The sequence below is a fragment of the Fructobacillus sp. EFB-N1 genome, from assembly GCF_001038455.1.
GTDB classification, from domain to species: Bacteria; Bacillota; Bacilli; order Lactobacillales; family Lactobacillaceae; genus Fructobacillus; species Fructobacillus cardui.
This window is the reverse complement of record NZ_LDUY01000006.1, coordinates 25,053-51,823: the sequence shown is the minus strand read 5'-3', so window position 1 is coordinate 51,823 and position 26,771 is coordinate 25,053. Positions and strand designations below refer to the sequence as shown.

Here is a 26,771-nt window from a genome sequence, read left to right as displayed (position 1 = left end):
AAATAAAAAGCCTTGACCAACTGATGAAAAACCAAAGATTAGGATAACGAAACTATGGGGCCATCTACTAACGTTGGTATGGGCTTTTTTCTTTACTCTTTATCTTTATCTTTACAGACCCTTTTTCTTTATTGAGATCATGAGTTGAACATGTAAAGAAAACGACAATTTGGTATAGTTTAAATTTCATTTCCAAAAGAAACTGTGAGATAATCGTATTAAGCTTTCAACTTAGGAGGAATCTAGAAAATGACAGCATACGATTACGACGTTTTGTACCTCGGGGCCGGCCACGGGGCCTTTGATGGTGCACCGCTTTTGGCTCAGGCCGGTAAAACAGTCGCCTTTGTCGAAAAAGAAAAGGTCGGCGGAACTTGTCCAAACTGGGGTTGCAACGCCAAAGTTATCCTGGAAAACGCAGTTTCCTTACAACGTGAATTACGTGCTTCAAACGGCATTGTTTCAGGTAGCGGCGACATTGACTGGACCAAGAACATGGCCCGTAAAAAGGAAATCATCGCCATCTTCCCAAACGCCATCCAAGGCGGGATGGAAGAATTGGGCATCAAGTTCTACTTCGGTGCTGGTCGCTTAGCCGACGCCCACACTGTGACAATCGGTGATCAAACCGTTACAGCCGAAAACATCGTGATTGCCACTGGTATGCACTCCAATCGCTTGGACATCCCCGGTGCTGAGTACCTTCATGATTCAAAGGACTTCCTGTCATTAGACCAGGCGCCCGACAAAATGGTCATTATTGGGGCAGGCTATATCGGCCTCGAAAGCGCAGCAATGATGAACGCTGCAGGCGTTGCCGTCACTGTTATTCTCCGTTCTGACCGCGCTTTACCTGAATTTAACCAACGCTATAGTGATGCCTTGGTGCAAGCCCTTGAAAAACAAGGCATTACATTCGTCAAGAATAGCCAAACTGAAAGTGTCGAACAAGTTACTTCTGGCTTTGCCGTTAAAACTTCAACCGGTACCTATGAAGCCGATTACGTCATGGATGCTACCGGTCGCACACCAAACACTGCCGACCTTGGTCTGGAAGATCTGGGAATCGAATTCGACAAGGCCGGGATTACGGTTAACGAATACCTCCAAACAGCCGTGCCGAATATTTATGCAACCGGTGACGTAGTGAAGAAGGCCCAACCAAAGTTGACCCCAACGGCAACATTTGAGTCCCAGTATGTTGCCAAGCGCCTCTTAGGCCAAGATGACAAAGTCATCAACTATCCAGCCATCGGGACAACGGTCTTCACGACCCCTCGTTTAGCCCAAGCCGGCGTAACACTCGATGAAGCTGCCGCTCACCCTGACCAATATGATGTCGTTGAAAAGGATGTCATGGATGACTGGTATCGCATGGTCGACTATGAAAAAGAAGGCCACCTTTCATTGATTTATGACAAGGAAAAGCACTTGGTTGGTGCAATCGAAATTTCAGAACATGCAGAGGATGTTATTAACGCCCTCTTGCCTGCCATTGAATTCGCGTACACACCAGCACAACTCAGTCGTTTGGTGACAATTTTCCCAACCATTGGTTATTCTGCCATCGGCGACCTCCTTTAAAATCAGGACTGATTTTGAAACCCAAAGGAAACACTCCTTCGGGCTTTTTTTAAAATAAATTTGTCGAAAGCCGGCAGATAGTTTATACTTTCATTAGTCATTAATTGGTTCAGAGAAGCCAGATGATTAAATTACGCTTAATTTTTAACACAATAAGACTATTCTCTGAACTTTTTTAGGGAATAGTCTTTTTTCTTGCCCATGAAGGAGAGTAACCATGGAAAAACCACTAATGATTGCCTTGGACTTTGACGACTTAGCCGCCGTCACAGCCTTTTTAGATCGTTTTCCCGACCCCAGTCAATTAACCGTCAAGGTCGGGATGGAGCTCTTCTACCAAGCTGGGCCAGCCATTATCACTGATTTGAAAAAGCGCGGTTGCGAGATTTTCTTAGATCTTAAGCTCTTTGATATCCCCAACACCGTCCGACAGGCAATGGCTCAAATCGGCCAACTCGGCGTTGACTACGTGACCGTTCATTCACTGGGTGGGTCTGCCATGTTGAAAGCTGCCAAGGAAGGTTTGAAAATCGGTGCAGCAAAGGCTAGCGTCAACATGCCTGCCCTCCTGGCAGTCACGGAGCTAACTTCTATTTCTGATGAAGTCCTGAAAAACGAACAGCACGCGGCCCTGCCAATGCAGGACCAGGTCTTGGCCTTAGCCCAAATGGCGGACCAGGCCGGCTGCGACGGCGTTATCTGCTCCGCCTTGGAGTTGACAACACTCAACGCCCATTTGCGTCCTGATTTTCTCTTCGTTGTCCCCGGCATTCGCATGCAAGAAGACCAAACGGATGACCAGGTGCGCGTTGCTAGTCCCGACCAAGCAGCTGCGGATGGTGCCAAGGCCATCGTCGTTGGCCGGCCAATTACCAAGGCAAGCGACCCAGTTGCTGCTTGGCTCCGCTACCAAAGTGCTTGGCAAAACTAATTTTTACCAACAAAAAGCCATTAAAGAAAGAATGAAAGGTTTTACCAATGACAGTTTCAACTGAAGCAATTCTCCAAGATTTAATCGATCACAAAATCGTCCAATTGAAGGTCGACGACACCTTTACCTTCGCCTCTGGCATCCAGTCACCAATTTATACCGACTTGCGCCTAACGATTTCTTATCCAAAAACACGCCACGCCATCGCAAAAGCCTTAGCTGCATTGATTAAGGAGCAATACCCTCAAGTATCAGTGATTGCCGGTGTTGCCACTGCCGGCATCCCCCAAGCAGCCCTGGTTGCTGCCGAATTAGACTTACCAATGGTTTATGTTCGTTCCAAGCCAAAAGACCATGGTACCGGTCGCCAAGTCGAAGGTGTTATCCAAGCAGATGACCAAGTGGTCTTGATTGATGACCTGATTTCGACTGGTGGATCCGTTCTTGGCGCTGCAAAAGCCGTCAAAAACGAAGGTTTCAACGTGGCCGGTGTGGTTTCCATCTTCTCGTATGGTTTCCCCGATGCTGACAAGAACTTCCAAGAGGCTGGCTTTGCCTTTGCTCCACTTTTGACTTATACCGGTTTAATCAAGTTATTGGCCAACCAGAAAGTGATTAGTGATGAAGACCATACCCGCCTAGCCAAGTGGCACCAAGACCCATGGGCTTGGCCATTGAAGTAAGGCTTTATTCCTAGGTGGCTAGCGCTTTCACCATGCCGCACTACTAACATTTTTCGTACCCAGCATTTCTTCAAACAAACAAAAAAAGGTGGTTGCTCACGCAACCGCCTTTTTACTGATTTTTATTCAATTCCTGAGCCAGGTTCAATGATTTCTGGCAAAACCGAAACGGTCACAATGCCGTTCTTTTCGGCAGAAAGAATCATTCCTTCTGATAACTCGCCAGCCATCTTCCGTGGTGCCATATTGGCCACGATTGCCACTGTCTTGCCTAACAAGACTTCAGGCTCTGGGTACCATTGACGAATTCCCGACAAAATCTGACGCGGCTTGTCAGAACCATCATCCAAAGTGAACTTAATCAACTTCTTTGACTTTTCCACAAATTCAGCAGCCGTAATCTTAGCCGCCAAAATTTCGACCTTATCAAAATCGTCGTACTCAATCAAATCCTTATGTTGGATTTCTTCGCTCACTTCTTGCTCCTTTGCGCCCTGCTTAGCGGCTTCTTTGACTACCCGGCCCTTACCCTTGGTATCCTTTGAAACCAATGAAGCAATGTAGGCAACCTCTTCTTCCACGTCCAAACGAGGGAAGATTGGTTCACCCTTGGCAACCACCTTCGTACCGGCTGGCACTTGATCGATGGCAAGGTCAACCAAAGAAACGCCCTTTTCAGGGTAATCTAAGCCAAGTTGGGCAAACATTTGTCGTGGCGCATCCGTCATGACCGGTTGCAACATCGCTGCAACTGCACGGAGTGCTCCAGCCAAGTGAGCCAAGACGGATTGCAAAGCTGCCTTCGCGTCTTCGTCTTCGCCTGACTGCTTAGCCAAAACCCAAGGTTCCGTTTCATCGATGTACTTGTTGGCACGACGAACAACACCCCAAACAGCTTCAAGCGCATCCGCTGTATGAACAGCACTCAAGTGTTGGTTGTATTCTGTAATCTGCTTTTCAACAACCAAGTCCAAGTCTTCATCAAAATCAGTCTTACCGGTTGTAAAGGCTGGAATCACACCATCTTCATACTTATTAATCATGGCCACCGTTCGATTCAAGAGGTTTCCCAAATCATTAGCCAAATCAAAGTTCACGCGTGACACAAAGTCTTCGGGTGAGAAGACCCCATCGTTGCCAAATGGCATTGAACGCAACAGGTAGTAACGAACAGCATCCAAACCATAACGGGCCTTTAAGTCTTCAGGATAAATCACGTTTCCCTTTGACTTTGACATCTTGCCATCCTTCATCACCAGCCAACCGTGGCCAATGATTTCCTTTGGCAATTCCAAACCAAGCGCATGCAACATGATTGGCCAGTAAATAATATGGAAACGGACAATTTCCTTTCCAACCAATTGCACATTAGCCGGCCAAAACTTCTTCAAAAGTGAATCATCAGCTGAATCGTAACCCAAGGCAGTAATATAGTTAGCTAAGGCGTCAATCCAAACATAAATGACGTGGCGTTCATCACCTGGAACGGGAACACCCCAGTTTGAAGAAGTTCGCGTTACAGCCAAGTCTTCCAAGCCCGGCAAAATGAAGTTTTGCAACATTTCATTCATTCGTGCATGTGGTTGGACAAAATCAGGATGTGACTTGTAGTAATCAACCAACCAGTCAGCATACTTGGACATCTTGAAGAAGTATGATTCTTCTTGAATCTTTTCAACTTCATGACCAGAAGGTGCCTTACCACCAATCATCTTACCGTTTTCGTCACGGTAAACTTCAGCCAACTGTGATTCCGTGAAATACTCTTCATCGGAAACAGAGTACCAACCTTCGTATTGGCCCTTGTAGATGTCACCCTGATCCAGCAATTGCTGGAAGATCTTTTGGACAGCCTTTTCGTGACCTTCATCAGTCGTTCGAATAAACTTATCATATGAAATGCCCATCAATGACCACAGGTCCTTGATGTCCTTAATCATCTTGTCCAAGTATTCGATTTCACTTGTACCGGCCTCGTTCGCTTTCTTTTGAATCTTTTCCCCGTGTTCATCGGTTCCAGTCAAAAAGAAGACGTCTTCATCCAAAAGACGATGGTAACGAGCAGCGGCATCCGCCAAAACTGTCGTATAAGTATTTCCCAATTGTAACTTTCCCGATGGATAGTAAATTGGGGTTGTGATATAAAATGTTTTCTTGTCTGACATATGAGTCCTTTCTGGTCAAATGATGACCGATACCATGTTTTCATTATAGCAAAAGCCGGCTAGCCCGACTAGGTGGCCAAACCAGCATTCAGTCAGACTTTCCAGTAAACCATTTTGGAAAAATCAGCAATAAAAGCCGAACAATCGCTTTTAACCGACTATTTTGAAAGTAAACCAATTTTGTCTTTTTTAGCAAAATCAGTTCAATTCTGTTGACAAAGTTTTCTTGTCCCGTTACACTGATAGAAAGAAATCGGAGAAGATTAATGTTAGCTAAAAACTTAACTAACAACCCAAACATGACTGCGGTAAAGTGTTACTTACCGCTTTTTTAGGGTGGGTCTATCTGATTTACAGACGTAAAAACCGCCCTTGGTGTACACTAGGGGCGGTTTTATTTTGCACTGTTTTACCTATTTGAGGAGAAGAAGTAAGATGAATAAGAAAGTTTTGATTTTACTGGCCGGGATTATCGTGGTCATCGGCGCTATCTTTGGTTTTGCCCAGCTAAACCAACCAAAAAAAGATGAGACCATCAAGCCAGGAACCTTAACCGTTGGTCTAGAAGGAACCTACGCACCATTTTCTTACCATGATGACTCTGGTAAGTTAGTTGGCTACGAAGTCGACATGGCCAAGGCTATCGGTAAGAAATTGAACATGAAGGTCACTTTCGTTCAAACAAAGTGGGATTCTTTGATTGCCGGTCTTGGCTCAGACCGCTACGATGCCGTGATTAACAACATCGGTATCCGTCCCGACCGTGAAAAGAATTACCGAATGTCAGAACCTTACCTCTACTCAAAGTCAGTTTTGATTAAGCGTAGCGGTGAAACTGATTTGAATTCATTGGCTGACATCAAGGGTAAGACAATGGCCCAGTCATTGACATCGAACTACGGCCAAGTGGCCCAACAAAAGGGTGCCAACATCAAGGCCGTTGCCGGTATCGTTGAAGCCATGAACTTGATTACAACGAACCGCGCCGATGGTTCTTTGAATGACCAAGGTGCCTTTGCCGCTTGGAAGAAGGCTAATCCAGACGCTGATTTGACCACAGTTGATATTTCAAAGGATATCCAATCTGTACCAACCGGTGTTTTGATGAACAAGAAGAACGCTGCTTTGCAAAAGGACATGAACAAGGCCATCTCTGAGTTAAAGAAGGATGGTACCTTGACAAAGCTTTCTAAGAAGTACTTTGGTATGGACTTGAGCCACGACTAATTAATAAAAGTAAAGAGGAACTCTTTCATGACAGATTTTATCGATCTGGCAATCAAATACTTGCCAAGACTGTTAGTGGCGGCTTTTCAATACACCCTGCCGTTGACGGCCATTTCCTTCTTCTTTGGAATTATCTTTGCCATCATGACCGCTTTGATTCGCGTTGCCAAGGCACCGCAGAACGAGTGGGCTGATGCCGCTTTGAAAATTTTAAAGGGTGTTGCCGCCACCTATGTCTGGTTTTTCCGGTCAACGCCAATGTTGGTACAATTGTTCATTGTTTTCTACGGCTTGCCAAATGCCCACATTGCCCTGTTCCAATCAGCTTGGGTTTCGGCCATCACGGTCTTTTCTCTGAACACCGGGGCCTATGCTTCCGAATCCATTCGAGCAGCTATCTCATCGGTCTCCGAGGTTCAAAAGCAGGCAGCCGAGTCACTTGGAATGACAACCACGCAGGTTTACCTCTACGTTGTCTTGCCACAGGCGGCCCGCATTTCAATTCCGCCGTTGTCGAACTCGCTGATTTCTTTGTTAAAAGACACGTCACTGGCATCCGTGATTACAATTGTGGAAATGTTTTACCTGTCCCAGCAAATTGCCGCAACGAACTATAAGGTCCTTTCGATGTACATCCTCGTAGCCATGGTCTATGCCCTCTTTACGTCGATTCTCTCGATTGGCCAACACTACCTAGAAAAGTATACATCGAGGTTTGCCCAATGATTAAAGTTGAAAATTTAAGCAAAAAGTACCCCGATAAAAATGCCCTCGATGACATTTCCGTCACCTTCCCGGCTGAGGAAACAACGGCCATTGTCGGTCCTTCTGGTTCTGGAAAATCAACTCTCCTGCACTCACTCAATTTGCTTGAGCGACCAACGAGCGGCCGGCTGATCGTCGATGAACTTGACCTAAATTTGGATAAGACCCTCACCAAGGCGCAAGTTCTCGATGTCCGAAAGCACTTCGGCATGGTCTTTCAAGAAAAAGCCCTCTTTACTCATTTAACAGTCCTCAAAAATTTAACTGAAGGACCCACTAAGGTTAAAAAAATCAGCCAAGACCAAGCTTTGGAAAAGGCCCATGCCTTACTCAAGCAGTTCAATATGGAAGAGTTAGCCAATCGCTATCCCTACCAGTTGTCTGGTGGACAACAACAACGAGTAGCCATCTTAAGAGCGCTAGCAATGGAGCCCCAATACCTTCTCTTAGACGAGCCCACCTCTGCCTTGGACCCTGAGCTAGAAGCCCAAGTTCTACGTGTTCTGCGCGAATTAGCCCAAAAAGAAACCTCCATGATTATCGTCACCCACAACATGGCCTTTGCCCAACAAGTGGCCGATAAAATTGTCTTTATCGACAATGGTCACGTTGGCTATGATGGCAAAACCGAGGATTTCTTCCATTCAACTGACCCACGGATCAAACAATTCTTAGGAGCAATGACTTTCTAATGACAAAAAAAAGTTCTTATAAGCGGCGGCCCAACCGGCCCAAGCACTTTGGTTCGGCCGTCACAGCCTTAATTCTGGTTGTGGCGGCTTTGTCGTTCTTACCAGGTAAAAATGGCCATAATCAAAGTTACCAAAAGACAAACACAAATACCGCGAGCCAAAGCCTGAATAGGTCAAAGAGTGTCCCTCGGCCTGCTGCCACGACTAATTCCGACCAAGATCTTTTAAAGATTAAATGGGACGGCACGCTCGACGGTGATATCGTCCACATTAACCAAAATCAGGCCACCTTTACCAGCCAGGAATTACAACAGACCTTCCCAGCTCAAAGCGGTAACAAGTTACGACCAACCAACGGTTTAGCCTTATCCGCCCTTGATTCGCTAGGTCGGTCCGGCCAAGCAAACTTTGTTGCTACTAAAGCTAGCATGGACACAGTCACTAAGCGGCCCGCCCGCATTCCCGAAAGTGTTCGCCCTTCTGGTTGGTACATCAACGACCACTTTACAGGAAGTGTCTGGGTTGGCGGCTACCATAAAAATCCACAGGTGAACCTTGGCGGTAGCAAACAAGCTCTTTGGAATAAGTCCCATATCGTTGGCTACCAATTCTTCGGAATGGCCACCATGGTGACCGAAAATATGACAACGGGAACTCGGGTCGAAAACGCCTATCCCGGGCAATTGGTACCCGAAGATGATATCCGCAATGCATTGAAAACCAACCCTAATATTAGCATTCGCGGCCAGGTCACACCGCTTTATAATGGCACCGACCGACTGCCACAGGGTGTCCATTATATGGCCAAATCAGTTGAAGACAACGGCAAGACTTTAAACCTGAATTACTGGATTTTTAACGTCGAGCCTGGTGTTACCATCAACTACCAGACCGGCGATGCCCAAGTAAACTAATCAATAATTGAATTACAATCAAAAGACCGCAACTCATGATGACATGGTTGCGGTCTTTCTCTTTGATTATTTGGGTAAGAAAAAAACAGCTAACTTTGTTAGCTGTTTGCTCTCATGAATGCCCTCGGTGGGAGTCGAACCCACACGGTGTTGCCACCACTGGATTTTGAGTCCAGCGCGTCTGCCAATTCCGCCACAAGGGCATTTGCTGTATTTCACAACTATATTAGTATATCAACGGCAGACAGATCTGTCAATAAAAATATGCATTTTCTTTGATTAATTTTATTGACGATTTTTCTTGGTTTCAGCTTGCTCTTCAGCCACCGCTTCAGCGTGGCTCATTTGCCGCAAAACGTGGTCCACGTGATGCTCGGCATTATTGAGTAAGGTTAAGATATGGGAATCGTTCAGCTGGTAGTAGACGGACCGCCCTACTTTTTCCACCGTCACGACTTGCGCCTCTCGCAGCATTTGTAGCTGATGAGAAACGGCAGACTGCTCCATCGAGAGCTGGTCCACGATTTCAGAAACCGAACAAGGCTTCTCGCGCAACAGGGCTAAAATCGCCAGACGCCTTTCCGACCCCAGCAATTTGAAAATTATACTCAATTCATGTTGGACATCTTTTTTCATATCCCTATTATAACAAGGAAAGTAAATGTGTCACTGTTCCAGCATCAAATAAAATGTAAATACCCAGGGCCACATAGACTAGCAATTGCATTAAATCACCATAGCGTTCAAAAAGATCTTGAACCTTCTGCACCTTCGCCAATCGGTAAGCCGAAAAAATGCAAATTGTCAAAATTGCTGTAAACATCAAAAAGATGATTGGTAAGGCTGCCCAATTAGCTAGCGAGAAATAAGGAATGTAGAGCGCTAAGTTATCGGCACCACAGCCAGCAATGGTCATCAAAATGACCGTCAAAACAATCCGCTGATTGGGCGTTTCTTGGACCTTGGTAATAAAAGCCTCACCCTCCTCTTCTTCCTCATTTGAGAAATAATTTTTTACACCGATAGCAACCGGCACCAGACCCAGGAGACCTAAAATCCACTCAGCTGGTATTTGTTTTAGCACCCCACCAATCAGCAAAGCTGCCCCAACTAAAAGAGCATTGCCGAGGTAGGCGCCAAGAATGATCGGCCGCACCTGCGACTTCTTGCGAAAAGTGGCAAACAGTAAAACTAAAATTACAAAGTAGTCAGATGTTGTTCCTAAATATGAAAAAAATCCTGTGATCAATGTCGCTGTCATCAGCTGCTCCTTTTATATGAATAACTTTTCATAAGTTCTGTTTTAGAATAACATGAAAAGTTATTCATGTATAGAAGACAAAAAAACTGATAGCCATTAGCTACCAGTTTTTAACTAATTAATCCTTAACGATCAAAACAGAAATCTTAGCGTTGCGGGCAATGTAAGCAGCCTGTGAACCGATTGATTCAAAGAAGCCTTCATGTGAGTGAGCCCCAACTACGATCAAATCAGCCCCAACCTGTGGTGCGATTTCATCATTCAAGATTTCACCAGCCTTGATACCATCATCGAAGACAACCTTCACGTTCTTCAAACCTTTTGAAAGTGCGTAATCACGGTACTTAGCCAGATTGTTTTCCAATTCTTGACGCTTTTCCTTGATGAAGTCTAAGTGCAAAGCGGAAATCGTTGACAAATCACCCATTTCCAAAATTGTTGCAATAATTAATTGTGCATCATCTTCACGGGCTTGGTGAATCGCGTTCGACAAGGCGTGATAGCCTTGTTCTGATTCATCAACACCAACAAGAATTGTCTTAAATTGCTTTGGTTCTACATCTAATTTTAATTCAGCCATTATTTGCCTCCAGTGAATGCTAGAACATCGTTACGACTTCGTTTATCTTGACTGATTTATCCGAAGTATTGTGGGAAGAATTGGTCAAGAACCAACCAAATGTTGATGGCAGTCAAGACAGCAAAACAAATCCAACCAGTCCAAGTAATCCACTTACTGTTAGCATATTCGCCCATAATCTTCTTTGAAGAAGTAAAGTAGATTAATGGTGCCATTGAGAATGGCAGGGCAATTGACAAGAAGACCTGTGTGGCAGTAATCAGGTTATCTAACTGGGCCTCGTTACCACCGTAAATAATGGTAATAGCCAAAACTGGAACCAAGGCGATTCCACGGGTAATAACACGACGGAGCCACATTGGCACACGCAAGTGCAAGAAACCTTCCATGATAATTTCACCAGTCAAAGTACCAGTGATCGTTGAGTTTTGTCCAGAAGCCAACAAGGCAAGGGCAAACAACGTTGACAAGATTGGTGATGCAATTGCACCGGCAATCTTTGAGTCACCCAAGGCGTTGTACATTGCCTTAAACGAATCCAATTCTTGAGCATGTCCGAAGAACAAAGCAGCACCAACAACCAAAAGCAAAGTGTTAACCACAAAGGCCAACGTCAATTGGATGTTTGAGTCCCAAGTCATCAAACGCACAGCATCATGAACTTCTTCTGGGTTTTCGTGATCAACCTTACGAGTTTGTGAGATTGATGAGTGCAAGTACAAGTTGTGTGGCATAACCGTGGCACCAATGATACCAGCAGTCAAGATCAAAGGACTTTGCAAGCCCTTAAGTGATTCAGGTGAAATTACCTTTGGTTGTGGCACGTAGCCATAGAACAATGATGCCCAGTCAGGCTTTGACAAGATTGTTAAGTAAATGAAGACAACCAAGATGGTCATAATCAAAGTCATAACAATCGCTTCAATTTTGCGGAAACCAAACTTCATCAGCATCAACAGCAAGATAACATCAAAGGCCGTCAAGAACACTGTGACCAAAAGTGGCCAACCAAAGAGCAAGTTCAAGGCGATGGCACCACCGACAACTTCGGCAATATCCGTCGCAATCAGCGCTAACTCCGTCATAATCCAGAGTGAGTAGCGGCCAAACTTGTTCGTCCGGTTTCCAGTAGCCTGAGCCAAATCTTCTTGCTTGACAATACCCAACTTACCAGCCATGTATTGCAAAAGCATCGCAATCAGTGAAGAAATCAAAACAATTGACAGCAACAAGTAGTGGTAAGAAGCACCACCGGCTACTGACGTGACCCAGTTACCTGGATCCATGTAACCAACGGCAACCAGGGCCCCAGGTCCTGAGAAAGCCATCAAACGCCGCCAGAAAGGGGCGCCCTTTGGCACTTCAATTGTGCCGTTTACTTCTTCCAAACTCTTATCGCCCGTGTGTTCGATAAGAGAATGGCTCTTCTTTACGGGATTATCCATAATATCTCTCCTTCGGAATTCTCCTTAGGGACGAAGCAATCAAATTCTCACTCGAAAAAAATGACCAAAGCAAAAAGGGCAGTCTGCCACCCTGACCTCATTGAAATTTAGGCAGACTGGTCCGTCTACCACGTGTTGTTTTTTTCAAGTGCTAAATAATTTTCATAAAGGATTTCATTCAACTTGGTTGTTGAAAGCTTATGAAAGCTACTTAACTCAATAACTTCTTCCTAAGTCTATAGTAAATATTACACCTGACAATTCTAAGGTCAAGTGATATTTTTGTAATGTTGCAAACCTATTGCAACATTTTTGGCCAAAAGGCTTTTATACCAAGGCTTAACGAATAACAATGATTTAAAATTCACTTAATCTTTTTGTGGTTTCCTCTGATTTTTCACAATAAAAACAGGAATTATTCTAAATTAAATCAGAATCATTGTCGTTTTTCCTAACCAAACCACTGACCCATTTGTTCCAAAACCAGCCAAATATTAATCACAGTTAGAACAATAAAGCAGAGCCAACCAATGACGGTCACGCTCTTTTTATTCACAAACTGCCCCATGATTTTCTTTGAGGAAGTGAAATACAGGAGCGGTGCCATCGAAAATGGCAAAACAACGGAGAGAAAAACTTGAGTCCCAGTAATCAAAGCATCCAAATCATGCTCGTTACCTCCATACAAAACAGCAATAGCAATCACTGGTATGAGCGCGACGCCACGTGTAATTACGCGACGCAACCACATCGGAATCTTAAAGTGTAAGAAACCTTCCATGATGATTTCACCGGCTAAGGTACCAGTAATGGTTGAATTTTGTCCGGATGCCAGCAGCGCAACCGCAAACAGCGTTGAGAGAAATGGCGATGCGATTGCACCCGCCATTTGCTGATTTTGTAGAGCTAAGTACATGCCCTTGAATGATGCCAATTCGTTGGCATGACCATAAAAGAGAGCCGCTCCAACGATTAAAAGCAAAGCATTGACGATAAAGGCTAAGGTCAACTGGCCGTTTGAATCCCAGGCCATCCACTTAATCGCCTCTTTAACTTCGGCAGGATTGTCCTTATCAACTTGGCGGGTCTGAACAATCGATGAATGCAAGTAAAGGTTGTGCGGTGTCACCGTGGCACCAATAATGCCTGCCGTCAAGAACAATGGGCTCGACAATCCGTGGATTGCCTGCGTCGAAAGGACTTCTTTTTGTGGCAGTAAGCCACCAAATACGCCTGCCAAATCAGGTTTTGATAAGAAAACCAAATATAAGCAAACAAATAAAATCGTTAAAATCAGGGTCATGACAATCGCTTCAATTTTACGAAAGCCGAACTTCATCAGCCCTAGCAATAAGATGACATCAAAGGCCGTCATGATGACGGTCAGCAAGAGCGGCCAGCCAAAGAGCAAGTTTAAGGCAATCGCCCCACCAACTACTTCGGCAATATCTGTTGCGATCAAGGCAAGCTCCGTGATGAACCAGAGAAAATATCGTGTCGCCTTCTTCGTTCTTTTAGCCGTTGCCTGTGCTAAATCTTCTTGGGTTACAATCCCTAATTTACCAGCCAAATACTGTAACAGCATACCAATAGCAGCTGACAGCATCACGACCGACATCAAGAGATAGTGGTAGGATGCCCCACCCTGAACGGATGTCACCCAATTGCCAGGGTCCATATAGCCGACAGCGATTAATGCGCCCGGCCCTGAAAATGCGAGGAGGCGGCGCCAGAACGAACCGGACTTCGGGACGGCGATTGTACCGTTCACCTGTTCCAAGCTTTTATTCTGAGTGCCGCCTTGCATGAGCAATGCGCCATGTGGCTGATTATCTGCGGTTTGTTGTACCATCATGATAATGATTCTCCTTTGGAAAGTTAGATTCCTCAGGAAGGTGTCAAACGAATTAGATTGTCTTGAAAATCATCATTTTCTTTTCGCGCCAGTATAAATATAATAAATGCCGAAAAGGCCAACAATTTTTTGGCCGAAAAGGATGCAAGTGCTAAATAATTTTCATAACGTCCGCCAAGCACAAACTTGAAGTCTTATGAAAGCTAGTTAACCCGATTGGTCTTCCTAAGTTCTCGTTAATCATACACTGGTGAGCGCTCAGGTCAACCCTAAAATGATTTTTCAGCCAGGTAGTGATTCAAATTTCAAAAGAAAAACGCCGTAACAACAGTCATTTTGGCGTTTTATCTCTTTTATTAAATTTCACCTTCACTCAAGGCTTCATCGGGTAAATCAGCCCAATCGACCACCCTTAAATCACATTACAATTTTCTTTGTGCTCGGCCGCTTCTAATTGAATTGTGACGTGTTGAATGGCAAAATCAGCTTTCAAATCATCCTCAATTCGAGTTAAAAAATCCTGGCCGTGGTCGTCATCAAAGACGTAATCATCAACGGATAAATGGACCGTCAACGCCGTTTCGGTAGTTGAAAGTGGCCAGATATGCAAGTCGTGCATGGCCAACACCCCTTCTTGGTTGACCAAATACTCGCTGATGGCAACCTCATTAACTGTCTCCGGTACCGCGTTAATCGCCAGGTTGACCGTTTCACGCATGACTGGCCAAGCAGAAGCCAAGATAATGACCCCAATAATTAACGATACAATTGGATCAATCAGCTGCCAACCAGTTAGGTCAATCAGCCAACCAGCTAAGATGACACCAATTGAAACCCCGGCATCCGATAATAAGTGTAGATAAGCTGTTTTTGCATTTAAATCCTGGCCATGCTGGTGGCCATGTTCATCGGGCGTACCCGAAATCTTAAACAAAAGAGCTGTTGACAAGTTCACCACAATTCCAATTGCCGCCACAATGGTGATAATTGTCCCATTTGTATGAACTTGTCCCGGGGCAATTAAGTCGCGGACCCCTTCAATAAAAATCGTTCCAACCGCAAAAAGCAACAAAATCATATTAAAAATTGAAGCTAGAATCGATACATTATGCCAGCCATACGTCTTCTTTTTAGTCGCCTTAATCGCAAAAACGAGGACCGCTAACCAGGCAATGACCAGCGCTAACACATCCGAAAGATTGTGAAAGGCATCGGCAAACAAGGCTGTTGAGTGGGCAATTTTCGCAAAGACTAACTCACTTAAAACAAAAATCAAATTTACGGTAATCCCGATAATATAGGGCTTTTGTGATAACTGTTGCGGTGCTGCATGCCCATGATGATGTTCGTGCGTTTCTTGTTGACTCGGTGTTCTTGGTGCATGAACAGCGGCATTTTGCCGGTTGTCTCCTTGATCATTCGTCATAAAACTTCCTCCTGAAAAACATATTAATCTTTTTTCATATAAAATACAAATAAAAAACCTTCGTCTTGAAGACAAAGGTTTAAAATAACTCATTTACTTTCATTCAGAGGCGGTCTTAACCGTCAGTTCTTCAAAGAACTGACCCGCATCCCCCACAATTTGCTCAACCTGACTCGGCACCGGGATAGCAGTCAAATTAACCGCCATTAACTTTGCCGCTGGGTTGGCATAAGCCAAAAGTCCGGCAAAGGGATAGACTCGAAAGGACGTCCCAACAACGACGACCAAATCAGCCTGCTGTACCCAGGAAATCGTTTCTTCAACGTGCTTTGGTTGCTCCCCATAGAAGGTAATATCCGGCCTGATTTTGGCGTGGTCAGACGACCGATACAGACTTTTTTGGTACTCGGCCAACGTTGCCTTAGCGCCATCTTTAGGAACATACAAGTCGTAAAGCGAGCCGTGAAAACGAATCAGTCGGTCTTTTTGGGCACCGGCAGCAATATCCAAATCATCAATATTCTGAGTAATAATGCGGCCACGGCCAACCTTAGTGAAAGCTGCCATCTTTTCATGAATAAAGTTTGGCTTAGCAGCTGGAAAATACAGATTTTCCTGCATAAATTTGTACTGAATTTCTGGGATTTCAGCAAAGGCCTGGTCGGACAAAAGATACTCCGGCGCAAGGTCGAGTCCCTGATAAACACCATTTTTTGATCGATAATCTGGAATACCAGAAAGGGTCGAAACCCCTGCTCCGGTCATAAAAACAATCGATTTTGCTTGATCAAAATTTTCTTGAATTGCTGGGCTAACAAGCATTGTCTCCCCCTCCTTCAATCACAATGTTACTGACGCAAAATATATGGCAAGGCCAACTTCGTTAATAGTTCCTTGACAGATGTTTGGTATAGTTCGGTGAAAAACTTTGGTCGATCAGCCTCATCCTTCGGTGGCGTCACCACAAAAGTATTTTGGTGGTCTTGCTTGCCAACACCAACAAAAGCCGTTTCCTTCGTTTGGAAATCAGTCATTTCGGAATGGAAGACTTCATAGAGGTTAGCAACCGGTCCATCCAACTGGCGTTGTGACAAAACGGGCGTCAAAGTCACGTACTGGTTAGCGTTGACCGTTGGCAATTCTAATTCGGTCAAGCTTTCATCCATTCCCGTAAACAAACGCACCATTTGCTTACGAATTTGTCGGGAATCCTTCAAATTAGCCGCCAAAATTGGTGCAACTAATTTCTCGCCCTGGGCAGTGGCCCGTGGATAATCCTCTTGTAACGTTGCGAAAGCGTCCGCTGCCAAATCAGACAAGCCAGCCTTATCAGCAGCTACCAAAAAGACTTGCGCGTCCAAAACCGTTAACAAGCGGAAGAGGTCCTCGCCGTCGACATTAGCAGTCTCAACCGACAATTCATCCTTAACGCCGGCCAAGAAAGCCGTCACAGTATCCGCTGTTAAGAAACCTTGTTTCGCCAATTCTTGATAAGTAATGGCATGCAGAACAGTTCGATGCAGGCGTGTCGCAATCGTAATTAACTGTTGGTCCAAATCCTCATCATTAAAGGTCAAAGCGAAATAAATCTGTGGTGTAATGCCATTTAAGGTCAAAACTAACTGTAAGAGTTCATTTCCCAGGACAAAATCAGCTTCCGTCTGGTCGGGCACTTCAATCAACAGGCGGTCTGCCAAAGCAGACTGTTCGGCACGGTCCATGCGGAGCAGCCCATCTTGGTTCTGCCCCACGCGAGTCATCACGGTACCAGGATAGACCTGATTTGCCTGCTCTAAGAGCTCATTTAACTTCGGATTCATGGTGACGCAGTTCTCCTAATAACTTTTTTGCATTTTCTTCGTTAATTGCTGGTGCCTTGGTTAATTTCTTAGACAACGGCACGATTTCATCTGTCTTTGCACCGACTGAAATGGCCAGTAACCGAGCTTGCATCCGCATATGTCCGGCCTGAATGCCCTCACCAGCAATCGCTTTTAAGGCAGCCAGGTTGGAGCTAAGGCCGACAGACAAAACAATTTTCTTCATTTCATCCAATGTGGGATTGCCCAATAGGGCTAAATTATCTTGTGCTTTAGTAAGACCGGCAATGGCCCCACCAACACGACCAAGGTTCAATGGTAGAGAAAACTCCCCTTCCAGGAATTCATGGTCATCGCTCACCCGCCAGTTGGTTAAGGCCTGGTATTGACCGGTCCGACTGGCATAGGCATGGCCTGCGGCTTCAACCGCGCGCCAATCGTTTCCAAGGGCCAAAACAACGGCGGATAAACCATTAAAGATGCCCTTATTTTCAGTGACTGCCCGGTCAGGGTCAACTTTGGCAAAATCAGCTAGGTCAACGATCCGCTGTGCAGCGTCAAAGCCACCTAGCGCTGTCACCGGCACACGACCAGTGACACTCACAACACTTTGGTGACCTGCATTAGTCAAAATTGCCCCTAAAATTTGGTCATCAAAGGGTTCAAAGATCAATCGAATACTCTCCAAAATGGTGTTAACGGCATTGGCCCCCATCGACTGGCTCGTATCCACTAAAATATCAAGGCTTGCTCGAAGCCCACTAACATGGCGGAGGTTAATGCTCCGTAAACCACCACCACGACGATAGAGACTTGGTTTGGCCTCTTCGGCTGCCTGGAAAATTTCATATTCGTTGGCAGTTACAAAGGACTGTAGCTGCTCAAAATCAATGTGTTCAAAGAGAATCTGACCGCCCAGAATTGCCTGGCTGGTACCAGCACTCTTAAAACCACCACCCATCTTAAACAAGTGGGCACCGTTGTTAGCCGCTGCGATGACGGATGGTTCTTCAGTAACCATTGGCACTTGATAGGGCTGGTTATCCAAGACTAAATGCCGAACCATTCCCTCTGGCAAGGAAAAATCAGTCAAATAATTCTCAACTAAATCCTGGTGTGCGACCTCTTGGTCTTTTACGAACCGCGCCATCAATTCTTCTGGCAAGTTCAATAAGTCAAGTCGTTCTTCTGGCGTTAATTCGTAAAATTTTTTAGTCATTGATTTGCTCTTTTTCCTCAAACAGGCTTTCGATTAGGCCTTCACGGACACCAGATTCTGAAAAGATGACCTGGGGGGCGTTTAAAACACTAATCAGGTTCAATACCGGCAACAGGCCCGATATGATAATATCGGCCCGGTTTTTCTCTAAGCCGGCGAGGTGTTCCCGCTCAGTTCGAGACATCTGAGCAATTTGATGAAAAATTTCGCCAACCTGGTTAGCCGGCATCATAAACCCATGAAGGGCTTTCGGATGGTAAACCAATTCTTTTTCTTCAGCCATCTTTGCTAATGACCGATTTGCCCCACCTAAAAGAATGACGGGCAGATTTTGACAGTCATCGATAAAGTGCAATTTTCGATAAGTAGACTGAATATCCGCATTCGCCTGTCGAATATTGGCTTCATCAATGGTGTCAGCCAAATGATAGCGTTCAGAAAGGTTAACCGCACCAAATGGCACAGAAACCTCGGCTAACGCCTGGCCATTTTTGAAGGGAATTAATTCGACCGATGCGCCACCAGTATCTAGAATGATACCATTCAGCACATCTGGCAATGCTTCTCTGACGCCGAGAAAATCGTAGTGGGCCTCTTCTTGGCCGGTCAAGACTCGAAAGCTGATTTTCGCTTCGTCTTTTACCCGCTCTAGGAATTCTGCTTGATTTTTGGCAGAACGCACTGCTGCCGTTGTGATGGCGTAGACCTCGCTAACTTCGTAGTCGTCAATTTTTTGTCGATATTTTTGCAAGACTTTGATGGTCCGCACAATTGGCTCCTCTTGTAACATCAGATCGCGCCCCATGTTTTGTGAAAGCCTTGTGTCTTCCTTTACACGTAAAATCTCCGTATAGGTTTCATTTGGATGTAACTGTTCGATCACTAACCGCGTCGAGTTACTGCCCAAGTCGATAATGGCAATTTTCTTATCTTGCATATCAGACCCCAATCGTTTGATTATTACCCAGTATAACACGAATAATCAGAAAGAAAAAAGCCAGCCACGGCGTTTTTATCACCGCGAGCTGACTTCTGTATTCAAAGATTTATTGAACTAATTTTTCATCAATTTGTGCTAGAGCATAGGCTGCTGAACGCAACTGATCGGATGGCACATCACTAGCAAACTGGGAACCGGTTTCCTTATGTTTCAAACCAAGCTGAGACCTTAAGAGATTGGTTATCCGTTGCTTTTCAGAGGTTGGCACCATTTGGTAAGAAACACCCTCGTACATTACGCCCTCACCTTGCAAATGGTCAGAAACTTGGTTCTTCACAGCGCCACGGTACTTCTGAGCAATTTTAACAATATCGTTAAAGGACAAATCAGTCTGAGCATTCTTTGAAATTGCCTTAACGAAACTTGGATCCATCAACGTCTTGACGTTCACTGCCTTCTTTAGCATTGCTTCCAATACCAAGCGTTGGCGCTGTTGACGACCATAATCACCCTGCGGATCATCATAGCGCATCCGTGAAAAGGCCAAGGCGGCATCACCGTCCATCACTGTCTTACTTGCTGACCAAGTCACACCGTTATCGGTTGACTTCTCGTAAGAAGTAGAACCCTTGTGGAAACGATACAAATCAGGGCCATAATCATGAGCTGTTGCTTGACTATATTGGAAAGAAAGTGGGGATTTAACTGAAACACCGCCAACCTTCTTAACCAAGGTTTCCAAGCCCTTCATATTAACTAGCGCATAAGTATCAATTGGCACGTTTAAGTAGTTTTGAACAGCCTTCATGGAAGCACCAACGCCATCCAAACTATAAGCAGCATTTAACTTCTGGGGGAAGGTATCCTCATCACCTGGAATTGCTGTCATAATATCACGTGGAATTGAAACCATTGTGACCTTATTTTCCGTTGGGTTAACGGTGGCTACCATCATTGAATCACTCAAACCTGTTCGATCACGATCAAGTTCTCCAGTATCAGTTCCCAAAATCAAAATTGAGAATGACTTGCCCTGGGCAATCAAACTTGAAACATCTCGGGTCTTTGAAATTTTAGCCGATTTTTGAATTGAATCAATGGAACCTTTATATTCGCTATAGAGGTAAGCACCCCATCCGATTACACCAACCACGATGGCAAGTAGGATATATAAAATCCAACGTTTCACGCGACTCTTCTTTTTCTTTTTTTGACGGACTTCATCAAACCGCCGTTGCCGTGAAAATTCATTATTATTTTGATCTGCCATAAGAACTTCGACACTCCATTTTTTTCGCCGTATTTGCGCGCTTCCTGGCTGCGCTCTCATGTTTCCCTATCTTACCACAAATGTAGTTGAATCAATAAAATATGGAGCTATCTGTCTACTTACTACCCACATTTAACTTTTTCTTAAACAAAAAAACACCTACATACTAATGTAAGTGTTTTAGTTTAAATTAAGATTAATCGGTTAAGATTAGCCAGCGATACCAACGATAGTACCGTCAACGATTCCAAATCCAACCTTTGTGAAGCTGGCGTTCATCAACCAGTTACGGTGAGCTGGTGCAGCAATCATACCAGTTTCGTTGTACCATGCATCAACAACTTGGCTTGGAGCCCAGTCGATTGCAACAACTTCGGGTCCAGCAACTTGTTGCATGTGACCAGTTGGCAAACCACCGTTTGCAACAGCGTTTTCAGCACGTGATTGTGCACGAGCAGCCAATGAAGCATCGTATGATACAGGTGCCAAGCCAGCAGCTGCACGCTTAGCGTTCATAGCGTTGATGATTGTTTGAACTGAACCGCTAGCACCAGCTGAGTAAGTGCTGTAGTTAGCTGAAGATGAAGTAGTAGCAGCTTGTGCCTGAGTGTTTGTGTTTGTAGTAGCTTGTGTTTGAGTAGTTGCTGAAGAAGTAGTAGCAGCTGCGGCAGCAGTACCCGCTGTTTCTGTCTGAGCAGTTGCCGTAGTTGTGTTAGCAGCTGCGGCTGCGGCTGTCCCAGCAGCGGTACCATCAGTCTTGATGATGTCACCAACAAAAATCAAGTTAACGTTTTGAATGTTGTTCTTTGAAGCCAAATCATCAACAGTCGTGTTGTTGTTGGCAGCGATTTGTGACAAGGTATCCCCTGCCTTAACAGTAATATCGTTGGCTGAAGCAACTGCTCCGGCACCTGCAAACGCAGCTGCACCAGCCACCGTCGCTAAAATAGTTTTGGTAATATTATTCTTCATGAGAGACATCTCCATTTTTTCTGCTTATGTTTGATTAGTAAGTGCTTAACTTACGCTTAATCTATATATTCATTTTAGACACTGGTTATTGCTGGCCTCTTTCTGTAATGTTACACAGGCATTACATTTGACTCTTTTGAATTACAAAGAACCCTTATAGAGCAAAGATCCATAGGTAAAACCTGCTCCAAAGCCAGTCAACAAGACCTTTTTCTCTGCTAAATCCGCACTTTCTCGTAACTGGTCAAAAGCCATCGCAATCCCTGCGGAGGACGAATTACCATACTTTTCGACATTCGTGATGAACTTTGCCATTGGTTGATTCAAGGCTTCAGCCACCTTCTCAATCATCCTCAGGTTTGCTTGGTGCAAAATCACATAGTCCACATCATCAATTGTTAAGTCTTGGTCTGCCAAGAATTGTTGAATATGGTTTGGAATCAAAGTGGTCACTTCTTGATAAACCATCCGTCCTTCCTGAAAAAAGGCATCAATCTTTGGATAGTTGTCGGCGCTCAAAGATGTTAATGGCTCGATTCGACCGGAATGAACAACATCTGCATCTCCTATCGTGTGCAAATCAGTGGCCAAAACTTCGCCTTGTTCGTTAGGAGCTAGCAAAACAGCTCCAGCACCATCGCCAAAGAAAACGGTACTCGTTCGATCACGGAAATCCATCATCTTCGAGTTCACTTCAGCAGCAATCACCAAGCCATACCGGTATTGCCCAGTCTTCATAAAGTTATCGGCCGTCGTCAAACCAAAGACAAAGCCGGCACAAGCAGTTGATAGATCAAAGCCAAAGGCCTTTTTGGCTCCTAAATTACGTTGCACCAAAGCTGCCGTTGAAGGTGCCAGTCCATCCGGGGTAAAAGTGGTTACAATGATAAAATCAACTTCTTCGGCCGAAACACCGGCTTTCTTTAGTGCTTGTTGGGCCGCCTTCGTTGCCAAATCAGACGTATTTTCCCCCTGTAAAGAGACATGCCGTTCCTGTATTCCGGTGTGACTGACAATCCATTCGTCCGAAGTATCAATCACTTTCGCCAAGTCATCGTTCGTGACAACATCTTCTGGCACATAATGACCACTGGCGATTATTTTACTTCCAAACATATTATTACCTATATAAATAAAACCAATCCATCTTGGAACTTCGTCAATATGTGTAAATCGTCTTACTAATTTACACGGCTCATATTAACCTAACATAAAATCCCCACCAAAGGTGAGGATTTTTATTACTATTCGCCTATTTTACCCTTGCGCTTGTAAATCAGCAATGCGCTTTTGAGTTGAAGCAAGCTTTTCTTCCCAGTCAGCAAGCTTCTCACGTTCGGCAGCAACAACCTTTTCAGGCGCCGAATTGACAAACTTTTCGTTTGAAAGCTTACCATTGGCACGAGCAACTTCCTTTTGGAACTTATCAGCTTCACCTTGCAGGCGACTGATTTCCGCTTCAATATCAATCAAACCAGCCAATGGGACATAAACTTCCGCACCAGTGATGACCTGTGACATGGCCAATTGCGGCACAGTCACGTCCATATCAATCGTCAATGATTCTGGCTTGACAAAACGATCGATATAGTCCGCATTTTCATTAAAGATTGACTTCAATGCTGGATCCGTGACCTTGATAATCACGTTGATTGGCTTTGACATTGGTGCTTTTGCTTCGGCGCGGATGTTACGAACAGCAACAATCAAATCTTGCAAAGACTTGAAGGAGGCCGCTGCTTCAGCATTTGCCAAAGATTCTTGGTAAACAGGATAAGCTTGGATGCCGAGGTGTTCGTCCTTGCCCTTTTGTTGTGGCATTTCTTGCCAGATGGCTTCAGAGACAAACGGCATGATTGGTTGGAGCAAGCGCAACGTTTGATCCAAGACAGAGGCTAAGGTCTGTTGAACGGCTGTCTTATCCCCATCACCGTTCAATGACTCCTTAGTCATTTCAACGTACCAATCAGCCAAATCAGACCAGATGAAGTTGTACAAATCACGACCAGCTTCACCAAACTCAAACTTCTCGAAGTTTTCAGAAACTTCCTTAACCGTCGCGTTCAAGCGGTCCAAAATCCATTGGTCGGCTAGCGTCTGTTGGTCCTTAGCTGGTACTTCGGCCTTCGTATCATCATCAAGGTTCATAATCACATAGCGAGCAACGTTCCAAATCTTGTTAATGAAGTTCCAGGCCGCATCCATCTTTTCATAAGTAAAGCGGACGTCTTGACCAGGTGTTGAACCAGTTGCCAGGAACCAACGTAAGGCATCGGCACCATACTTTTCAATCACATCCATTGGGTCGACACCGTTACCCAATGACTTTGACATCTTGCGACCTTCACCATCACGAATCAAGCCGTGAATCAAGACGTTCTTAAATGGTCGTTCGCCAGTAAACTCTTTTCCTTGGAACATCATTCGGGCAACCCAGAAGAAGATAATATCATAACCCGTTACCAAGGTATTCGTTGGATAATACTTAGCATAATCGCCATCTAAGTCGTTTGGCCAGCCCATCGTTGAAAATGGCCAAAGGGCTGAGGAGAACCAAGTATCCAAAACATCTGGATCACGTTCCCAATCAGCGCCAGGCGCCTCTGTCCCAACGTACATTTCTTCTTGGTCCGTCCCCTTGTTCTTATACCAGGCTGGAATCTGGTGGCCCCACCAGAGTTGACGAGAAATCACCCAGTCGCGGATGTTTTCCATCCAACGAGTAAAGGTATCTTCAAAACGACCAGGAACAAAGTTCACCTTTTCGTCAGCATTTTGCTGCATGGCCAAAATTTGCTTAGCCAATGGCTCCATTTTAACGAACCACTGTGTTGAAAGACGTGATTCGATTTGAACACCTGTCCGTTCAGAGTGGCCAACTGAGTGAACCAGTGGTTCTACTTCAAGCATGAACCCTTGTTCTTGCAAATCAGCGACCATGGCTTTACGGCCTTCGAAACGATCAAGGCCAACATACTTGCCGGCGTTTTCGTTCAAATGAGCATCTTCTGTCATCGTGTTGATGCGTTCCAAATCATGACGGTTTCCGACTTGGAAATCGTTTGGATCGTGGGCTGGCGTAATCTTAACCATTCCAGTTCCAAAGTCTTTTTCAACATATTCATCAGCGATAATTGGAATCTCACGGTTAACAAGCGGTACCTTAACCGTCTTGCCAATCAAATCCTTGTAGCGTTCGTCTGATGGATGAACAGCAACAGCAACGTCTCCGAACATCGTTTCTGGACGCGTTGTAGCAATTTCGATATAGTCCTTACCATTCAACGTTGTACCATCCGTAAATGGATACTTGACGTGGTAGAAGGCACCCTCATCATCTTGATAAATGACTTCAATATCAGACAAAGCTGTTCGAGCCTGTGGGTCCCAGTTGATAATGTATTCACCACGGTAAATCAGTCCCTTGTTGTACAAGTCGATAAAGACCTTATTAACCGCCTGATTTAACCCTTCATCTAGCGTAAAGCGTTCGCGGCTATAGTCCAATGACAAGCCCATCTTACCCCATTGTTGCTTGATGGTTGAGGCATATTCATTTTTCCAATCCCAAACTTGTTCAACAAACTTTTCACGACCCAAGTCATAGCGGGAAACGCCTTGGTCGCGCAAACGTTGTTCCACCTTTGCTTGGGTGGCGATACCAGCGTGATCCATTCCTGGCAACCACAAAGTGTCAAACCCTTGCATCCGCTTTTGGCGAATTAACATATCCTGCAAAGTCGTGTCCCAGGCATGACCGAGGTGCAACTTACCGGTAACGTTTGGTGGTGGAATCACCACTGAGTAAGGTTCTGGTTCTTGACCCTGAATGGCCTGATTTGCTTCTGGTGCAAACAAATCATTATCCAACCAGTCTTGGTAACGACCAGTCTCAACGGCTGTTGGATCGTACTTGGTTGACATTTCAACTTCACGCATAGCAAATCTCCTTTAATAGTAATGTGGCCTGTGGTCCAAAATAAAAAGCGTCCTAATCTTTCGATTAGGACGCTTACACGTGGTACCACCTAAATTGCTATCAACAATTTTGATAGCCACTCATTCATTAACATTTTTAACGCCAAAGCAACCTTCCACATTAACAGTCCTAGTTTTCACCACCCACTAGGTCTCTCACAGCTGCGCTTGTGTACTCCTCATTAGCTTTTCTAAGTGTACAAAGGACCATGAAAATAGTCAAGCTAATTTTACACTAAAAAACCTGGGCGAGCGCCCAGGTTCAAAATTTTAGTGATTTGTTTGTGTCGTATTTTGGTTAGTGTTAGTGTTGGTATTTGTATTTTGATTGGTTTGTGTGTTTTGATTCGTCTGCGTACTTTGACTACTCTGTGATGACGATTGTTGTTTATCCAGAATTGATTGCGACATCGCTGCCCGTGATGATGAATCTGCGGCAGCCTTCGCGTTCGCAGCATCTTGTGCTGCTTTTGAGGATGCTGCAGCTGCTGCAGAAGATTGTGCAGCTGCTAATGCAGCTGAATTAGATGCCGCCGTGTTATTAGTTGAGCTTGAAGACGTTGTTGTATCGTCTGTATCGTCAGAATCAGATGATGACGAATCACCAAAGTCGTAAGTATGCTTCTTAGACGATGAGTACGAAATATCCGGTGTTGGTGTATCACTTGATTTCTTAGATGAAGCTGACCCAATCATGTAAAAGGCCACCCCACCGACAATCAAAACGAGAATTAACCAAAACCACCATTGCTTATAAAATCGACGCTTACGGCTATCCGTCTTCCGCCGTTGAGAACGAGATAACATAAATAGAACCTTCCTTTGCCAGTAACCATTTTCCGTAAAATCCGCTCTTTTTATCTAAACACTTTGGGATTAAATCGAAATATAACAGCTGAAATGATTCGGCCGTCCTTGGCTATCCTGTACTTGACATTGCTACTAATCATCAAACAAATAGCTACTGTTTGTCTGAAAATTTCTGGCTAGCTAAACTAGCTTCACTTTTTCATTTTAGCAGGCTTTTGTGAAAAGAGCCAATTT

At 44.8% G+C, this 26,771-nt stretch carries 23 protein-coding genes and 1 tRNA gene; 7 read left to right on the top strand and 17 right to left on the bottom strand.

The annotated features are described in order from the left end of the window. Positions 1-249: 249 nt before the first annotated feature. The 3 genes from FEFB_RS02085 (at position 250) to pyrE (ending at position 3,198) form a co-directional block, all read left to right on the top strand. On the top strand, positions 250-1,584 hold the full coding sequence (locus tag FEFB_RS02085) for an NAD(P)/FAD-dependent oxidoreductase (RefSeq protein ID WP_047974596.1): 1,335 nt from the start codon (positions 250-252) through the stop codon (positions 1,582-1,584). Positions 1,585-1,801: 217 nt separating this feature from the next. After that, entirely contained in the window at positions 1,802-2,515 is a 714-nt protein-coding gene (pyrF, locus tag FEFB_RS02080; RefSeq protein ID WP_047974595.1) for an orotidine-5'-phosphate decarboxylase, read from the top strand. A gap of 47 nt (positions 2,516-2,562) precedes the next feature. After that, complete coding sequence (gene pyrE / locus FEFB_RS02075; RefSeq protein ID WP_047974594.1) at positions 2,563-3,198, top strand: orotate phosphoribosyltransferase; 636 nt, start codon at positions 2,563-2,565, stop codon at positions 3,196-3,198. Between the two features lie 122 nt (positions 3,199-3,320). Here the strand turns inward: pyrE and metG are convergent, their stop codons facing one another. Then, positions 3,321-5,363, bottom strand: a complete 2,043-nt coding sequence (metG, locus tag FEFB_RS02070; protein ID WP_047974593.1) for a methionine--tRNA ligase — start codon at positions 5,361-5,363, stop codon at positions 3,321-3,323. 435 nt (positions 5,364-5,798) lie between these two features. Here metG and FEFB_RS02060 point away from each other — a divergent pair, with 435 nt between their 5' ends. From FEFB_RS02060 to FEFB_RS02045, 4 genes are read left to right on the top strand one after another with little or no spacing between them, the layout of a single operon-like run. After that, entirely contained in the window at positions 5,799-6,590 is a 792-nt protein-coding gene (locus FEFB_RS02060; RefSeq protein ID WP_047974591.1) for a transporter substrate-binding domain-containing protein, read from the top strand. 27 nt (positions 6,591-6,617) lie between these two features. Then, the gene (locus FEFB_RS02055) at positions 6,618-7,316 is read left to right on the top strand and encodes an amino acid ABC transporter permease (protein WP_047974590.1); all 699 of its coding nucleotides are present in this window, start codon (positions 6,618-6,620) and stop codon (positions 7,314-7,316) included. Further along, entirely contained in the window at positions 7,313-8,047 is a 735-nt protein-coding gene (locus FEFB_RS02050) for an amino acid ABC transporter ATP-binding protein (RefSeq protein ID WP_047974589.1), read from the top strand. The genes FEFB_RS02055 and FEFB_RS02050 overlap by 4 nt, the downstream gene beginning before the upstream one ends. Continuing rightward, on the top strand, positions 8,047-8,961 hold the full coding sequence (locus FEFB_RS02045; protein ID WP_047974588.1) for a DNA/RNA non-specific endonuclease: 915 nt from the start codon (positions 8,047-8,049) through the stop codon (positions 8,959-8,961). The genes FEFB_RS02050 and FEFB_RS02045 overlap by 1 nt, the downstream gene beginning before the upstream one ends. 119 nt (positions 8,962-9,080) lie before the next feature. Here the strand turns inward: FEFB_RS02045 and FEFB_RS02040 are convergent. The 16 genes from FEFB_RS02040 to FEFB_RS01965 form a co-directional block, all read right to left on the bottom strand. Further along, a tRNA-Leu gene (locus FEFB_RS02040) sits at positions 9,081-9,164 on the bottom strand. A gap of 82 nt (positions 9,165-9,246) precedes the next feature. Beyond that, entirely contained in the window at positions 9,247-9,597 is a 351-nt protein-coding gene (locus FEFB_RS02035; RefSeq protein WP_047974587.1) for a helix-turn-helix transcriptional regulator, read from the bottom strand. Between the two features lie 7 nt (positions 9,598-9,604). Continuing rightward, positions 9,605-10,222, bottom strand: a complete 618-nt coding sequence (locus FEFB_RS02030; protein WP_047974586.1) for a cadmium resistance transporter — start codon at positions 10,220-10,222, stop codon at positions 9,605-9,607. Positions 10,223-10,340: 118 nt separating this feature from the next. Continuing rightward, positions 10,341-10,802, bottom strand: a complete 462-nt coding sequence (locus FEFB_RS02025; protein WP_047974585.1) for a universal stress protein — start codon at positions 10,800-10,802, stop codon at positions 10,341-10,343. 56 nt (positions 10,803-10,858) lie between these two features. Then, positions 10,859-12,247 carry an Nramp family divalent metal transporter gene (locus FEFB_RS02020; protein WP_047974584.1) on the bottom strand — a complete coding sequence of 463 codons (1,389 nt, stop codon included), beginning with the start codon at positions 12,245-12,247 and terminating at the stop codon, positions 10,859-10,861. A 451-nt stretch (positions 12,248-12,698) separates the two neighbouring features. Continuing rightward, the gene (locus FEFB_RS02015; protein ID WP_047974630.1) at positions 12,699-14,099 is read right to left on the bottom strand and encodes an Nramp family divalent metal transporter; all 1,401 of its coding nucleotides are present in this window, start codon (positions 14,097-14,099) and stop codon (positions 12,699-12,701) included. 415 nt (positions 14,100-14,514) lie between these two features. Then, positions 14,515-15,528: a cation diffusion facilitator family transporter gene (locus FEFB_RS02010; protein ID WP_082131885.1), complete on the bottom strand. Its 1,014-nt coding sequence runs from the start codon at positions 15,526-15,528 to the stop codon at positions 14,515-14,517. Between the two features lie 99 nt (positions 15,529-15,627). Beyond that, entirely contained in the window at positions 15,628-16,350 is a 723-nt protein-coding gene (locus tag FEFB_RS02005) for an NAD-dependent protein deacylase (protein WP_047974583.1), read from the bottom strand. Positions 16,351-16,376: 26 nt separating this feature from the next. After that, positions 16,377-17,348 (bottom strand): hypothetical protein, encoded by a 972-nt coding sequence (locus FEFB_RS02000; RefSeq protein WP_047974582.1) that lies wholly within the window; start codon positions 17,346-17,348, stop codon positions 16,377-16,379. Next, a complete protein-coding gene (locus FEFB_RS01995; RefSeq protein ID WP_047974581.1) occupies positions 17,329-18,567 on the bottom strand; it encodes a hydroxymethylglutaryl-CoA reductase in 1,239 nt (412 codons plus the stop codon). Before FEFB_RS01995 ends, FEFB_RS02000 begins: the two co-directional genes overlap by 20 nt. Further along, positions 18,560-19,504 (bottom strand): exopolyphosphatase, encoded by a 945-nt coding sequence (locus tag FEFB_RS01990; protein WP_047974580.1) that lies wholly within the window; start codon positions 19,502-19,504, stop codon positions 18,560-18,562. Before FEFB_RS01990 ends, FEFB_RS01995 begins: the two co-directional genes overlap by 8 nt. Positions 19,505-19,613: 109 nt before the next feature. Further along, positions 19,614-20,777 carry an LCP family protein gene (locus tag FEFB_RS01985; RefSeq protein WP_047974579.1) on the bottom strand — a complete coding sequence of 388 codons (1,164 nt, stop codon included), beginning with the start codon at positions 20,775-20,777 and terminating at the stop codon, positions 19,614-19,616. Between the two features lie 210 nt (positions 20,778-20,987). Beyond that, positions 20,988-21,749, bottom strand: coding sequence for a CAP domain-containing protein (locus FEFB_RS01980; protein ID WP_053068919.1), 762 nt, complete (start codon positions 21,747-21,749; stop codon positions 20,988-20,990). A gap of 141 nt (positions 21,750-21,890) precedes the next feature. After that, positions 21,891-22,865, bottom strand: a complete 975-nt coding sequence (locus FEFB_RS01975; protein WP_047974577.1) for a beta-ketoacyl-ACP synthase III — start codon at positions 22,863-22,865, stop codon at positions 21,891-21,893. 141 nt (positions 22,866-23,006) lie between these two features. Continuing rightward, positions 23,007-25,688 (bottom strand): valine--tRNA ligase, encoded by a 2,682-nt coding sequence (locus tag FEFB_RS01970; protein ID WP_047974576.1) that lies wholly within the window; start codon positions 25,686-25,688, stop codon positions 23,007-23,009. 309 nt (positions 25,689-25,997) lie between these two features. Beyond that, on the bottom strand, positions 25,998-26,534 hold the full coding sequence (locus tag FEFB_RS01965; protein WP_047974575.1) for a hypothetical protein: 537 nt from the start codon (positions 26,532-26,534) through the stop codon (positions 25,998-26,000). Between the last annotated feature and the right edge of the window lie 237 nt (positions 26,535-26,771).

Excerpts from the sequence above, each read along its gene's own strand:
- FEFB_RS02085 (WP_047974596.1), top strand. The coding sequence starts at position 250 with ATGACAGCATACGATTACGACGTTTTGTACCTCGGGGCCGGCCACGGG.
- pyrF (WP_047974595.1), top strand. The coding sequence starts at position 1,802 with ATGGAAAAACCACTAATGATTGCCTTGGACTTTGACGACTTAGCCGCC.
- pyrE (WP_047974594.1), top strand. The coding sequence starts at position 2,563 with ATGACAGTTTCAACTGAAGCAATTCTCCAAGATTTAATCGATCACAAA.
- metG (WP_047974593.1), bottom strand. The coding sequence starts at position 5,363 with ATGTCAGACAAGAAAACATTTTATATCACAACCCCAATTTACTATCCA.
- FEFB_RS02060 (WP_047974591.1), top strand. The coding sequence starts at position 5,799 with ATGAATAAGAAAGTTTTGATTTTACTGGCCGGGATTATCGTGGTCATC.
- FEFB_RS02055 (WP_047974590.1), top strand. The coding sequence starts at position 6,618 with ATGACAGATTTTATCGATCTGGCAATCAAATACTTGCCAAGACTGTTA.
- FEFB_RS02050 (WP_047974589.1), top strand. The coding sequence starts at position 7,313 with ATGATTAAAGTTGAAAATTTAAGCAAAAAGTACCCCGATAAAAATGCC.
- FEFB_RS02045 (WP_047974588.1), top strand. The coding sequence starts at position 8,047 with ATGACAAAAAAAAGTTCTTATAAGCGGCGGCCCAACCGGCCCAAGCAC.
- FEFB_RS02035 (WP_047974587.1), bottom strand. The coding sequence starts at position 9,597 with ATGAAAAAAGATGTCCAACATGAATTGAGTATAATTTTCAAATTGCTG.
- FEFB_RS02030 (WP_047974586.1), bottom strand. The coding sequence starts at position 10,222 with ATGACAGCGACATTGATCACAGGATTTTTTTCATATTTAGGAACAACA.
- FEFB_RS02025 (WP_047974585.1), bottom strand. The coding sequence starts at position 10,802 with ATGGCTGAATTAAAATTAGATGTAGAACCAAAGCAATTTAAGACAATT.
- FEFB_RS02020 (WP_047974584.1), bottom strand. The coding sequence starts at position 12,247 with ATGGATAATCCCGTAAAGAAGAGCCATTCTCTTATCGAACACACGGGC.
- FEFB_RS02015 (WP_047974630.1), bottom strand. The coding sequence starts at position 14,099 with ATGGTACAACAAACCGCAGATAATCAGCCACATGGCGCATTGCTCATG.
- FEFB_RS02010 (WP_082131885.1), bottom strand. The coding sequence starts at position 15,528 with ATGACGAATGATCAAGGAGACAACCGGCAAAATGCCGCTGTTCATGCA.
- FEFB_RS02005 (WP_047974583.1), bottom strand. The coding sequence starts at position 16,350 with ATGCTTGTTAGCCCAGCAATTCAAGAAAATTTTGATCAAGCAAAATCG.
- FEFB_RS02000 (WP_047974582.1), bottom strand. The coding sequence starts at position 17,348 with ATGAATCCGAAGTTAAATGAGCTCTTAGAGCAGGCAAATCAGGTCTAT.
- FEFB_RS01995 (WP_047974581.1), bottom strand. The coding sequence starts at position 18,567 with ATGACTAAAAAATTTTACGAATTAACGCCAGAAGAACGACTTGACTTA.
- FEFB_RS01990 (WP_047974580.1), bottom strand. The coding sequence starts at position 19,504 with ATGCAAGATAAGAAAATTGCCATTATCGACTTGGGCAGTAACTCGACG.
- FEFB_RS01985 (WP_047974579.1), bottom strand. The coding sequence starts at position 20,777 with ATGGCAGATCAAAATAATAATGAATTTTCACGGCAACGGCGGTTTGAT.
- FEFB_RS01980 (WP_053068919.1), bottom strand. The coding sequence starts at position 21,749 with ATGAAGAATAATATTACCAAAACTATTTTAGCGACGGTGGCTGGTGCA.
- FEFB_RS01975 (WP_047974577.1), bottom strand. The coding sequence starts at position 22,865 with ATGTTTGGAAGTAAAATAATCGCCAGTGGTCATTATGTGCCAGAAGAT.
- FEFB_RS01970 (WP_047974576.1), bottom strand. The coding sequence starts at position 25,688 with ATGCGTGAAGTTGAAATGTCAACCAAGTACGATCCAACAGCCGTTGAG.
- FEFB_RS01965 (WP_047974575.1), bottom strand. The coding sequence starts at position 26,534 with ATGTTATCTCGTTCTCAACGGCGGAAGACGGATAGCCGTAAGCGTCGA.